General features: G+C 63.6%; 13 protein-coding genes. 6 read left to right on the plus strand and 7 right to left on the minus strand.

Annotated features, from left to right (window positions below):
- Positions 1-19 precede the first annotated feature (19 nt).
- From tatC to ACZY1I_RS25815, 4 genes are all read right to left on the minus strand, one after another.
- Positions 20-973, minus strand: coding sequence for a twin-arginine translocase subunit TatC (gene tatC, locus ACZY1I_RS25800; RefSeq protein WP_463759087.1), 954 nt, complete (start codon positions 971-973; stop codon positions 20-22).
- Between the two features lie 25 nt (positions 974-998).
- A complete protein-coding gene (gene tatA, locus ACZY1I_RS25805) occupies positions 999-1262 on the minus strand; it encodes a Sec-independent protein translocase subunit TatA (protein WP_463759090.1) in 264 nt (87 codons plus the stop codon).
- Between the two features lie 125 nt (positions 1263-1387).
- Complete coding sequence (locus ACZY1I_RS25810) at positions 1388-2368, minus strand: helix-turn-helix transcriptional regulator (protein ID WP_463759094.1); 981 nt, start codon at positions 2366-2368, stop codon at positions 1388-1390.
- A complete protein-coding gene (locus tag ACZY1I_RS25815) occupies positions 2365-3363 on the minus strand; it encodes a helix-turn-helix transcriptional regulator (protein ID WP_463759096.1) in 999 nt (332 codons plus the stop codon). Before ACZY1I_RS25815 ends, ACZY1I_RS25810 begins: the two co-directional genes overlap by 4 nt.
- A gap of 141 nt (positions 3364-3504) precedes the next feature.
- Between ACZY1I_RS25815 and ACZY1I_RS25820 the strand changes: the two genes are divergently transcribed.
- Positions 3505-4293, plus strand: a complete 789-nt coding sequence (locus tag ACZY1I_RS25820; RefSeq protein ID WP_463759098.1) for a GAF and ANTAR domain-containing protein — start codon at positions 3505-3507, stop codon at positions 4291-4293.
- Positions 4294-4314: 21 nt separating this feature from the next.
- On the opposite strand, the gene ACZY1I_RS25825 is transcribed toward ACZY1I_RS25820, so the two are convergent.
- The gene (locus tag ACZY1I_RS25825; RefSeq protein WP_463759102.1) at positions 4315-5073 is read right to left on the minus strand and encodes a GAF and ANTAR domain-containing protein; all 759 of its coding nucleotides are present in this window, start codon (positions 5071-5073) and stop codon (positions 4315-4317) included.
- A gap of 67 nt (positions 5074-5140) precedes the next feature.
- Positions 5141-5848 (minus strand): GAF and ANTAR domain-containing protein, encoded by a 708-nt coding sequence (locus ACZY1I_RS25830; protein WP_463759105.1) that lies wholly within the window; start codon positions 5846-5848, stop codon positions 5141-5143.
- A gap of 526 nt (positions 5849-6374) precedes the next feature.
- On the opposite strand from ACZY1I_RS25830, the gene ACZY1I_RS25835 reads away from it, so the two are divergent.
- From ACZY1I_RS25835 to ACZY1I_RS25845, 3 genes are all read left to right on the plus strand, one after another.
- On the plus strand, positions 6375-6692 hold the full coding sequence (locus ACZY1I_RS25835; protein ID WP_463759109.1) for a hypothetical protein: 318 nt from the start codon (positions 6375-6377) through the stop codon (positions 6690-6692).
- Positions 6693-6823: 131 nt separating this feature from the next.
- Positions 6824-6994, plus strand: a complete 171-nt coding sequence (locus ACZY1I_RS25840) for a CsbD family protein (RefSeq protein ID WP_463759112.1) — start codon at positions 6824-6826, stop codon at positions 6992-6994.
- A gap of 105 nt (positions 6995-7099) precedes the next feature.
- Positions 7100-8026 (plus strand): ferritin-like domain-containing protein, encoded by a 927-nt coding sequence (locus tag ACZY1I_RS25845; RefSeq protein ID WP_463759115.1) that lies wholly within the window; start codon positions 7100-7102, stop codon positions 8024-8026.
- 72 nt (positions 8027-8098) lie between these two features.
- On the opposite strand, the gene pafA is transcribed toward ACZY1I_RS25845, so the two are convergent.
- Positions 8099-9457 carry a Pup--protein ligase gene (pafA, locus tag ACZY1I_RS25850; RefSeq protein ID WP_463759117.1) on the minus strand — a complete coding sequence of 453 codons (1359 nt, stop codon included), beginning with the start codon at positions 9455-9457 and terminating at the stop codon, positions 8099-8101.
- A 215-nt stretch (positions 9458-9672) separates the two neighbouring features.
- On the opposite strand from pafA, the gene ACZY1I_RS25855 reads away from it, so the two are divergent.
- Together ACZY1I_RS25855 and ACZY1I_RS25860 are read left to right on the plus strand one after the other, a co-directional pair.
- Positions 9673-11289: a PPE domain-containing protein gene (locus ACZY1I_RS25855; RefSeq protein ID WP_463759119.1), complete on the plus strand. Its 1617-nt coding sequence runs from the start codon at positions 9673-9675 to the stop codon at positions 11287-11289.
- Between the two features lie 133 nt (positions 11290-11422).
- Complete coding sequence (locus tag ACZY1I_RS25860) at positions 11423-12964, plus strand: PP2C family protein-serine/threonine phosphatase (protein WP_463759123.1); 1542 nt, start codon at positions 11423-11425, stop codon at positions 12962-12964.
- Positions 12965-12991: the final 27 nt, after the last annotated feature.

The raw sequence follows: 12991 nt of genomic DNA on the forward strand, positions 1-12991 counted from the left end.
CGCCGTCCGGTCGTCGGGCTCAGGTGACGTCGTCATGGGTTCCGCCGATCAACGACGGTGCCGGTATCGGCGAGGGCGGCTCGATCTCCGACGCTTCGTCGTCGGGGATCGCGACGGCTTCGCGCTTGGCTTTTCGTTTGTCATGCACTCGAGCGATCTGGATGGCGAACTCGAGCAGAACAGTCAACGCCAGACCGAGCGCGGTCATCGAGAACGGGTCGGAGCCGGGGGTGAATATCGCCGCGAACAAAAACATGCCGAAGATCAGGCCACGTCGCCACGCCTTGAGCCGTTCATAGGTCAGGATTCCGACCACGTTGAGCATGACAATCAGCAGCGGGAATTCGAAGCTGACGCCGAACACCACGAGCAGGTTGATCAAGAAGCCGAAGTAGCGGTCACCGGACAGCGCAGTCACCTGCACGTCACTACCCACGGTCAACAAGAAACTCAGCGCCTTGGACAGCACCAGGTAGGCCAGTAGGGCGCCGGTGAGAAAAAGAATGACCGCCGGAATGACGAACGCCACCGCGAAGCGGCGCTCCTTCTTATAGAGGCCAGGCGTGATGAACGCCCACATTTCGTAGAACCACACCGGACACGCGAGCACGATGCCGGCCGTCATCCCGACCTTGAGCCGCAACATGAACTGGTCAAACGGCGCAGTCGCCAGCAACCGGCACTGCCCGTCGGCGCTGATGCTGGCCCGGGCCGACTGCGGCAGCGAGCAGTAGGGGTGCCGCAGCCACTCCCCGAGGCTCTCCAGCCCGAAGACCGGGTGCGAGTACCAGATAAAACCGAAGGCGGTGGTGACCAAGATCCCGGCCAGCGAGATCAACAACCTGGTGCGCAGTTCGGTCAGATGGTCGACCAGCGACATCGTCCCGTCAGGGTTGGCGCGGCTACGCCGATTGCGTGGGTTGAGACGCTTGAGAGGACCGAAAACGCGCGCGGAAACTCTGGAACCTTTCACGACATTCGGTCAGAGTGACGCCGGACTACGCCGGCCGAGCCTCGGTGCGACCCTGCTCAGCGGTGGCCGGCGGGTCGACGCGCTGCGATTGCACCGGCGTGGGGGTCGCCGCGGGAGGATCGATGGGCGATTCGGCCTTGTTCTCGCTCTGCAGCTCGCGGACCTCGGACTTGAAGATGCGCAGCGACTTACCCAACGAGCGTGCCGCGTCGGGGAGCCGCTTGGCGCCGAACAGGACGATCACCACGACAGCGAGGATCAGCCAGTGCCACGGTTGAAGACTGCCCACTTTAATTACCTCCAGACATTCCCCCCGATGCTACCGCAGCAAGGGCCCCTCGCTGGGACAGGCGAACGCTACCAGCGCAACGCGCCGCCCGGTTTCAGCCGATGTCGATGCGGCGCGATTCAGCGTCACACCTGTTCAGCGCTGGTTTCAACGACCCGGTAGGCGTCGACGGCAGCCGTCGCCGCAAGGCGCACTCGCTGCGCGAGCGACTCCGGTGCCAGCACTTGCACAGCCGATCCGAAGCCCAGGACAAGTCGCGTCATCCAGTCGTCAGAGGCGTAGGTCATGGTCACTTCGCAGGAACCATCGGGCCGCTCGCCTACTTCACGCATCGGGTAGTACTCGAGCATCCAGGACGCTGCCGGCGTCACCAGCAGCGTGGCCGACGGCAAGGCAGGATCGCCGTCGAACAGCGACGTATCGGGCGGCGCTTGCAAAACCGGCTCCGGTGGCGCCGCGGGTTCGCCCAACTCGATGGCATCGACGATGCGGTCGAACCGGAACAACCGAACCCCGTCTGCCTCGCGCGACCAGGCTTCCAGGTAGCTGTGGCCGCCGATCAGCAGCACCCGGATCGGGTCGACGACCCGGGTGGTGAGCGAATCGTGTGAGGCGGCGTAGTAGTCGATGGTCAGCGCGCGCTTGTCACGGATAGCGGAACGTACTGCGGCCGCCGCGCGACTCTCGAGCGGTGCGGGTTCGTCGACCGCTGCCGCGGTGTGATCATGCCCAACGGCGCCGGCTGCCGCGGCAATCTTGGCGATCGCACTGCGCGCCGCCTGCGGGTCCACTACGCCGGGGACGTCCGCGAGGGCACGCAGCGCCACCAGCAGTCCGGTGGCCTCGGGCGATGTGAGCTTGAGCGGCCGGTCGATACCTGCCGAGAATGTCACTTTGACCGTGTCGCCGGAGAACTCGAAATCGATGAGATCGCCGGGGTCGTAACCGGGCAGGCCGCACATCCACAGCTGCGTGAGGTCCTGGTCCAGCTGGTGTTCGGTGACACCGAGTTTGGCGGCCGCCTCGGCGCGGGTGATGCTCGGATTGGCCTGCAGGTACGGCACCATGTTGAGTAGCCGCACCAATCTCGTCGATACGGGCGTCATCGTCGGTCCTCCGCATTGCCGGCCGCGTCCTGTAACCGGGCCAGGACATCCTCGCGTAATGACTGCGGTTCCAACACGATCGCGTCCGCGCCGTAGCTGGTGATCTCGCGCGTCAAACGGTCACTGAACACGATATCGATCTCGATCACTTCGCCGTCGCGACCGCTCAATTGCCGCGGCCCGACGGACTTTCCGGCGCGCCTCAATGCGGTGCCGCGCCCGTCTGCGACCCACACGGTCGCCTTGGCTCCGGTGGGCGCCTCTGCAACCGCCTGGGCGACGATCTGAGACAGGTCAACACCGTCGGGCACGGTGACCGAGCCGGCCTCGCCGATCACCTTGACATCGGGACCGATCCGGGAGAGGCGAAAGGTGCGGACGGCATCGCGGTCACGGTCGTGACCCACCACGTACCAGCGACCCTTGTCGGTGATGACGCCCCACGGTTCCACGGTGCGGGTGGTGTACGGCGCCGCACGCGAGGCACGGTGCTGGAATTGCACCGCACGCCGATGATCGATGGCCGACAACAGGATTCCGAGCACATCCTCGGACCCCCGCAGTCCTGGCACCCCGGGCGGGGACGCGATGGCGACCGGAGCGTCAGGATCGACTTCGACACCGGCAGCACGCAGCTTAAGCAGTGCGCCCTGGGTGGCGGTGATCAATTCCGGCGACTCCCAGAGCTGGGTGGCGACGGCCACCGCAGCAGCCTCCTCCTGGGTCAGCTCGACCGGAGGCAGCGAGTAAGCGTCGTGGTTGATGCGGTAGCCCTCGGTGGGATCCAGGTTGGACACCCTGCCGACTTCCAGCGGGATACCGAGGTCGCGCAGTTCGTTCTTGTCGCGCTCGAACATCCGGGAGAACGCTTCCGCGGTAGGGCTATCGGAATAGCCCGCCACGTTGGACCTGATCTTTTCGGCGGTGATGAAGCCGCGAGTAGACAGCAACGCGATGACGAGGTTGACCAGTCGTTCGACTTTCGAGGTCGTCATTACTGAGAGCTTAGGGGTTGATGCAACGCAGATCCGATGCCGTGGGGCTGCGCGTCGGCAAGTTTGGGCGCCGAGCTTGCGGGCAATCGTCGGATGACGTCAAACCACCGTTGGGCGCCATTGTCGGTGCCAGGGGGTGTCATGACTGGGCACGTATCTCAATTTGATGACCAACCCGGTCGCACGCAAAGTGCCGCCGTCGATGACGCGTTGGGGACCGCGCTTGCTGCGTTGGCCGGAATGGATACGACGTCGCTGACGGTCCACGAGTTGCTTGCCAAGGTGGGTGATTTTGCGGCTCAGGCAATTCCGGGGGTCGACGTTGCTGGAGCGACGCTGGCGTACCTGCCGGGAGCTCAATCGCGCATCCGAGTATGGGCAGCGTCCACGGATTTCATCCGTGAGATTGACACCATCCAGTACGAGGACCACGACGAAGGGCCATCCATTACCTCTATGCACAGCCGGCGACCATGCACCAGCGGCGCAATCGGCGACGACATCCGTTGGCCACGGTTCGGCCCGGCGGTTGCCCGCCTGGGTGTTCAATCGGCGATGTCACTGCCGCTCATGATCGACGAGCAGGTAATCGGCGCCATCAGTGGGTACGCATACCGCCCCGACGCGTTCGCCGGGCCCTCCGTTGCTGTCGGAGAAGAGTTCGCCGAGCGTGCTGCCGTGTCGATTCACAACGCGCGACTGCTGCTGGAGGCGAGATATCGTGCGGACCAACTACAGCGCGCGTTGGCTAACCGGACGGTCGTCGACCAGGCGATCGGCATCATCCGGGGAGAGTCCGGAGCCACCGCTAACGAAGCATTCGGCCGGTTGGCCGGAATCAGTCACATCACGAACACCAACATTGATGTCGCCGCCAAACGACTGGTAGACGAGTCGGTGCGCCACGCTCGGGGCCGCCACACCAGGTGAGGGTGTTTCTCGACAGCTCGATCACGCCGACAGATCGGCCTTCAGGTTCGTCATGGCTGCCAGGATTTCGGGACGGGCACCAGGCTCGGTTATCAGTTGACGCGCGACATCAGTCAAGTGGCGATTGTGCGTACGCGCATAACGACGCAACAACGTGAACGCGTCGGCCACCGACACGTCCAGCACCTCGCGCACGAACCCCTTGGCCTGCTCGACCACGAGGCGTCCCGCCAGCGCGTTGCGCAGACTCGGTATGACTGCTGAGGCGGTTGGTGAGTGCTCCTGCAAGATCGCCACACACGCGATGTGCGCCAGGCTTTTGCCGACCAACAGATCCGCGTCGTCCAACTCGCCCGAATGAGCACCAAACAATCCCAGAGCACCCAACACGATTCCGGCCGCGCGCATCGGCACCGCGTGCACCGAAGCGAATCCGGCGTCGACGGCGGCGGGCACAAACCGTGGCCATCGCTTGGAAGCACCCGCCAGGTCCGCCACCGAAACCAGCCGCGCGTCCGCGTAGCACTCCAGACACGGTCCTTCCTCGGCCTGCAACTGGAACAGCTCCAAGTCGCGCGTTTTCTCCGAAGTCGCGGCCACCAGATGCAATTTTTGCATCGGGTCAGCGAGCAGCAGTCCGGCCGCGGCTATATCCAGGAGCTCCGCGCATCGTTCGGTGAGTGTGGTCAGCAGCTCCACCACATCGAAGTCGTCGAGCAGACTGTTGACAATCGACACGACAGCGTCCAGCACCTGCGTTTCACGTGTCCTATCGCTCACCTTCAGCTCCCTTGCTCGGTAACCTGCAGCCGCGCCGAAAGGCTCTGTCCCACTTCAGGTGACATCATCAATTCTTCTCCAGTCGCAGTCGACGGTCCAGGATGTCGCGCGCCACGTCGATGGCGGTGCGCCCGTTGGCGTAAGCGTGTGCCCTTAACCGGACAAGGGCCTCCGTGGCGTCGACGCCGAGCTGTGCCATCAGCATCCCGGTCGCCTGGCTGACCTCGACGCGCGACAGCGCATTGAGTTCGGCCCACGCATCGCTGTTGGGATCCGACACCGCGGCCTGCAGGTCTTCATCCAGGAGATCGAGCACGGGTATGGCTGCCAGTTCGGCGGCCGCGACAGCGCCGGCCAGTTGCCCGTTGTCCAGCGGACCCGGCTTGCCGCAGAACAAGTCCAGCGCTCCGACATATTCGCCGGCTACCAGCACCGGCATCGCATAAACACCGCGTATCTGGTTGGCCAACATCGCGGACCCGTAGGCGGGCCAACGTTCTTCTTTGGGATCAGCTAGGTCGACCACCAAAACAGGAGCACGAAGTGCCACCGACTCCAGGCAGGGTCCCTCACCGATAGTGAACTGAAGCTCGTCACACATCTGTGCCAGCGGTCCGCTGACTCCCAGCGTTCCGGTGCTCGCGCCGTCGAAGACCAACGAGATCGCCGCAGCGTCGACGTGAAGCAGCGTGACGCATGCCTCGCACAGTCGGTTCGCTGCCTCCGACCTGCGCTCACCACCGACGGCGGCGAGCAATTGGTCATGAATCGTCACACCACATCCAACCAGAGTGGGCGGCGAACGGGCGCCGTCGGCGTAACGGCACGGCGGTTCAGCGCCGGCGGTGGTGACCAACAAATCGATTCCATGGCGACAACTCCGGATTTCCCGAGGCACCAGGTCTCGTAGGTTTTAGTCCCGCTTGGTTACCCGATTATTGAAAACCCAATCGCCGCAGCCGCATCCGGCTGCGTGGCCTAATTCCCGGCCTATCGCCGAGTGGCTATTTGGCTGACTTGGGCGTAGCGTTAGCCCTGTTGATCTAGTTCGGAGCGGTCAAGTCGAGAGCCGCGAAATTCGCGCACACCGAACGTCCAACAAGTCAAGCCTTCTGCATCGCAGCCATTTCGGATATGTGCCGCCATGCTCCGGACGGTCCGCCCTCTGCAACACGCGAGTTTCATCATGCGTGAAACCGAGTTCATCTCAACAACTTTCGTAAAACATACATGGTCAGATCCGTATGCCGAAATCAATGCATCCGGCTACTGACAGCCTCTCGAAACTTTTAAGGAGCAAAATGACGATCAGCAACGCTGCCCCCGCACATCGCGCCGACGCACCAACCGCCTATAGCGCCGACAACACCGATATGGCCCCGGCCCGCGCCCACGGCGGATTCGAGACCAAAGCGTCCTTCAAGACAACCGAGTTTGCTGTGTACGTAGTGGCGGTCATCGGTGTCCTGCTCGCTTCATACCTGGTCAAGACGACGGACGGGCATGCCGACTACTTCCTGGCCGACCGGGCCTGGTTCTTCGTTGTGCTGCTCAGCATCGGCTACATGGTCAGCCGCGGGTTGGCCAAGTGCGGTAGCCATTACCGTGGCAACGCGTAATCACAACTGACACAAAAGCTTTAGATCCAGGCGCGCTCTAGCGGCGCGGCTCGGAGCATTAGAGGCGATCGGTGCGATCGCAGCACGGTCACCCGCATCTCGCGGCTGATCAACATCGAAGGGAAACCCTAATGGGAATCACAGACAAAGCCAAGAACGCCGCCGAGGATGCAGTCGGCAAGACCAAAGAACAGGTCGGCAAGGTGACCGGCAACAAGGACACCGAAGGCGAAGGCAAGAAGGACCAGACCAAGTCGAGCTTCAAGAAGGCCGGCGAAAACGTCAAGGACGCGTTCAAGTAACCGGTCGCGTTATGGCCTGCCGCCATCTGTGGCGGCAGGCTTTTCTTTCCGCCGAAACACCACGATCAACCTGAACAACTAGACCCGAAACTTGAGGAAATCATTGTGACCCGCACAACCACCGCCAAGCTCGTAGGCCAACTTCGAATTCTGCACAACCTGACAAACACCGAGGCTCAGATCGCGACAACGCGCGTGGTGCAGGCCCGCGACGACCAGGTGCGCAAAGAACTCACCACCAACGCGAAGAATGCGCAGCAGCGGTCGAAGCTGATCGCAAAAGCGCTACGTGACCTGGGCGGCGTTCCTGACGTGATCACTCCCGCTCTGGGCCGTGCTACGGCCTTAGCCAAGACCGTGGTCGAGCAAGCCCAACCGTTAGCTGGCGCGCTATTCAGCGACCTCGCCCTCGAGCATCAATTACTCGACCGCGCCCGCTATCTCGGCGCACTTGCCGACGCCGCCGATCACGCCGCGACCCAACAGCTTGCCCAGCGCCTGCAGGATGCGCACCAAGAAACCGTCGACTGGATCAATTCGGTGCTGGCCGAAGAGGCCGCCGGAGAACCCACCGCAGTGCGACCCACGCCCGTGCAGAAAGCAGCGAGTCGATTGTCGATGGTCGCTTATTACCCGGCACGCTGGGCCGCAGCGCGGATCGACGACGCTGCTGATGCTCTTGCCCGCCTCCGTTCTCGCGCCGACACCGTCGCCGACGCTGCCGTCGACTCATTCACCGCTGGTCGCGATGCCGGGCTCGATATGGCCGAGGAGATTGCGGACGAAAAAGACGCCCGCGCGACCGCAACCACCCTGCACCGCACCCGCGCTGCGACTGGCGGCCTCAACGAGGAGGAACTGCCTGTCAAGAACTATGACGACCTCACCGTCACCGAAGTTGAGGCCAAGGTGCAAAAGCTCACCGACTCGGCCGCTCTCACCGCGCTATTGCGCTATGAGCAGAACAACAAGGGCCGGGTAGGAGCTACTGCGGCCATCGAAAATCAGCTCGCACAGGCGAGCAACAACTAGTCTGCAGACGTCCAGCCAGCCCGGCGAGAACGGATACTGCTCGCGCAGACCATCCTCTCGGCGGGCTGGCTTTTACATGCTTGCGATGAGTCGCTTGACCCGCTCGTCGACAGCGCGGAACGGATCTTTGCACAGCACGGTGCGCTGCGCCTGATCGTTGAGCTTGAGGTGCACCCAGTCGACGGTGAAGTCACGCCCGGCCGCCTGTGCAGCGCTGATGAATTCACCGCGCAACCTGGCGCGGGTGGTCTGCGGCGGGGTGTCGACAGCCTCGGCAATCTCCTCGTCGGTGGTCACCCGTGTCGCAAGACCCTTGCGCTGAAGCAGATCGAACACGCCGCGACCGCGCTTGATGTCGTGATAAGCCAGATCCAGCTGGGCGATCTTCGGGTCGGACAGCTCCATGTTGTAACGGTCCTGGTAGCGCTGGAACAACTTGCGCTTGATCACCCAGTCGATTTCGGTGTCCACCTTCGCGAAATCTTGACTCTCGACGGCGTCCAGTTGGCGACCCCACAAGTCGACGACCTGCTCGATCTGCGGGTTGGGCTCGCGGGTCTGCAGGTGCTCGACGGCGCGGCTGTAGTACTCCCGTTGGATGTCCAGCGCGCTGGCCTGACGGCCGCCGGCCAGCCGAACCGGCCGTCTGCCGGTGACATCGTGGCTGACCTCACGAATGGCGCGGATGGGATTGTCCAGGGAGAAGTCGCGGAACGCGACCCCGGCTTCGATCATCTCCAGGACCAGGGCCGCGGTGCCCACCTTGAGCATCGTGGAGGTCTCGCACATGTTGGAGTCGCCGACGATGACGTGCAGTCGACGGTACTTCTCGGCGTCGGCGTGCGGCTCGTCCCGGGTGTTGATAATGGGCCTGCTGCGGGTGGTGGCGCTCGACACCCCTTCCCAGATGTGTTCTGCGCGTTGAGACAAGCAGAATGTCGCGGCTTTGGGAGTCTGCAGCACCTTGCCGGCCCCACAGATCAACTGCCGGGTAACCAGGAACGGCAGCAGCACGTCGGAGATGCGGGAGAACTCACCGGCACGCACGATCAGATAGTTCTCATGACAGCCGTATGAGTTGCCGGCCGAGTCAGTGTTGTTCTTGAACAGGTAGATGTCGCCGCCGATGCCCTCGTCGGCGAGGCGTTGCTCGGCGTCGACAAGGAGATCTTCGAGCACCCATTCGCCGGCCCGGTCGTGGGTGACCAACTGCACCAAGCTGTCGCATTCCGCGGTGGCGTACTCCGGGTGACTGCCAACGTCGAGATACAACCGGGCGCCGTTGCGCAAGAAAACGTTGGAGCTGCGACCCCACGACACCACCCGCCTGAATAGGTAGCGGGCTACCTCGTCCGGAGAGAGGCGGCGGTGACCGTGAAAGGTGCAGGTGACACCGAACTCGGTCTCGATGCCCATGATTCGTCGCTGCACCTAATCGAGGGTACTTGCTGCCCAATTGCAACGGTCAAGAGCCGCGCCAGATCGGCGCCCACAAATCAGAACACCCTGGTATCGCAGTTTCAAATTTAAAAGTTAGGCTGTGCGAAACTTTGGTTTACGGCGACCTTCGGAGGGCCATCTGGCATGACGTCGCATGTCGTGATTCGTTCTGCCGGTATTGCGGTTCGGCTCCTGGGTGGTCCGTTATGACAGCGGCCTTGTGGATGGCCGCACCGCCGGAGGTCCACTCCGCGCTCTTGAGCCTGGGACCTGGCCCAGGGCCGCTACTGGCGGCCGCGGCCGCGTGGAACTCACTCAGCGTCGAGTACGCCGCAGTGGCCGACGAGGTCAGCCAACTGGTGGCGGTCGTGAGTTCCGGTTCGTGGGAAGGTACAGCCTCGGAGTCCTTCTCGGCCGCCCACTTGCCCTATGTGGCGTGGTTGATCAAAGCCAGTGCCGACAGTGCAGCGACAGCCATCCAGCAAGAGGTTGCCGCCGCGGCCTATTCCGCCGCACTGGCAGTGATGCCGACACTGCCCGAGTTGGCCGCCAACCGCACCACGCACATTGCATTGGTCGCGACCAACTTCTTCGGGATCAACACCATCCCGATCTCGCTCAACGAATCCGACTACGTACGGATGTGGATCCAGGCCGCCACTACGATGACGGTCTATCAAGCCAATGCCGCGGCGGCGGTCGCATCGACGCCGCAGTCCGACCCGGCGCCGCAGGTCGTGAAATCGGCGGGAGCACCACCGGCAGCATCCCTGGATCCGGGGCGGGCGTTGCTTCGCGCTTTCGAACCGCTTTTGAACAGTCTCGGCATCGACCCACTCATCCGAAATCCGTTGGTCTCCAACGTGGTCACTGAATTCATCGCCGATATTCTGGAGTACTTCGGCATCGATTGGAACCCCGGCGCGGGCTTGCTCAACGGCCTTGACTACGAGTATTACGCGGACGCGACCCAACCGATGTGGTATCTCGCTCGAGGTCTCGAACTCATCGGAGACACAATGCAGATGTCGCAGAACCCGGCCCAAGCGCTGCAGTATTTCGTGGCCCTTTCGGTGTTCGACTGGCCGACCCACATCGCTCAACTCGGAACCGCCGTGATGCAATCGCCGCTGCTGCTGGCCGCCGGGGGGGCAGCGATGGTGGTCCCCGCCGGGGCTGCCGGCGGCCTGGCTGGGTTGGCCGGGTTGGCGGGGACACCGCATCCCACCGCGTCTGCCGCATCACCCGCGCTGGCCTCCGTGGAGCTGTCCGCCACGGGAATGAGCTCTCCCGCAAGCACATTCGTCTCCACCTCGGCGCCGGCCCCGGCACCGGCCTCTACTCCCCCAAGTGGCCCCGCCCCCGCCGGAGCGGCGCCGCTGACACCATCAGCCACAGGTCCGGGATTCATGCCTCCCTACGTGGTGGGTCCGCCCAGCATTGGGTTCGATTCGGGGATGGCCGCCGGTGCCAGTGTTAGCGCCAAGAGGAAGGCGCCCGAACCCGACAGCGCCGCGGCAACGGCGAAATCACTGGCGGCGATCCGCCGGCAAGCGCGGGCGCGACAACGCAAGCGGACGACGCAACGGCAGCACGGCGACGAATTCATGGACATGGATGTCGAGGTCGATCCGGAATTTGACGCCCCACTTGGCGACGAACCCGGCGCTGCTACTTCATCCGAGCGGGGCGCCGGACATTTCGGACTGCCCGGGACCGTTCGCGCAGACGCCGCTTTCGAGGCGGCCGGGTTGACGACATTGGCGGGCGACCACTTCGGTGGCGGTCCGAAGACTCCGATGGTGCCGAGCATCTGGAAGTAATTTTGCGTTGGTATCGGCGTCGACAAACGCCGGTCTGCCAGTAGCGAGTTTGGCTATAGTGACGTCAGTCCCCTTTGGGCCTCGGGGCGTGTGACGGTAACTGCGGCGCAGGACTTGGCGAACCATTTCTGAGATGACTTTTACGGACGGAGACTCCGACGCGGCACGTGCGCGCGCGGTTGAGCGTTACCGTGTGCTCGACACGTCCCCCGATCGGATCTTCACCCGCACCGCTGCTCTCGCCGCGCGATTGTTCAGCGCGCCAATGGCTTCCGTTTCGATCATCGGCCGTGACGGCATCTGCCTGCTGGGGGTTTTCGGACTTCCGTTCGTACAGCGGATCCCCTGGGACGACAGGTTGTGGGGGTCACCCAACGCACGTACTGCCCACGTGGTGCGCGACGCGCTCGCGACCCCGGCAACAGCGGGCAATGGTTTCGTGCGCGAGCACCAGATCCGGTTCCAGGCATGCGCACCCGTCGTGACCTACGACGGGCATCGGCTGGGCACCGTCGCGGTGATGGACACCGCGGCACACGGCGCCACCGACGAACAGCTTTCTGCGCTCGAGGATTTGGCCGCTCTGGTGATGGACCAACTCGAGGCGCGGCGATCCGCGCTCGAAGCCATCGGAATGGAACGGACGCTTCGGGATAGAGCCGAATTTGCCCGCGACGAGGCCCGGGTAGACCGCGACGCCGCCCAACGGGACCGCGACGCGGCCCGGCGCGACCGCGACGACGCCCGCCTGGAACTCGACACCGCCCGGCGGGCCCGCGACACGGCGCGCCGCGACTTCGACGACGCCCAGAGAGACCGCGACGGCGCACGATTAGACCGCACCGACGCTCAACGGGCTCGCGACGAGGCCCAGCGCGACCGCGACTACGCGCGACTGGATCGCGATATCGCAGTTCGGGATCGCAGCATCGCCGAGTACGACCGAGACCTGACCGAAGAATATGCGTCGGTTCTGCAGCGAACCTTGCTTCCGCCTGCGCTGCCGAAGATCGAGGGCCTCTCGATGGCGTCGCACTACCACCCGGCTTCTTCGCGCCGCGTCGGCGGCGATTTCTACGACGTGTTCGCAATCGGCGATAACCGATGGGCATTCTTTATCGGTGACGTCGAAGGCCACGGAGTCGAAGCCGCAGTGGCGACGTCATTGATTCGCTACACCCTGAGATCCGCTGCGCTGCACTATCGCGACCCCACTGACGGTCTCGCCGAGCTCAATTCGGTGCTGCTACGCGAGTTGCATCCCCGACGTTTCTGCACAGTGCTTTACGGAACCTTCGAGCCGCACGAGAACCATCAGGGATTCCGGATCACCATGGCCACGGGTGGTCACCCACCCGCCATACTGCTCGACCCCATCAGCGGAAACGCACAAGAGGTCCGCTCGAGCGAGGGCATGCTCGTCGGCATGATGCGAAACGTCATTTTCGACGCATGCGACATTCACCTGCGCCGAGGACAGACGCTGCTGTTCTACACCGACGGGATCGTCGAGGCCCGCCGCGGCGCGGATCCATTTGACCAGGACAGCCTGGCAGCCTTTGCAGCCGCGCGAGCCTCAATGGGTGCCCCGGGCCTGGTCGACGAAATCACCATGTTGATACCAAAACTGGGACCTGAAGACGACATCGCCTTACTGGCGATCACCGCAAAGTAGCCTCGGTAGGTCTGCGCCTGCCGACGT

The organism is Mycobacterium sp. IDUB_37 (assembly GCF_055419245.1).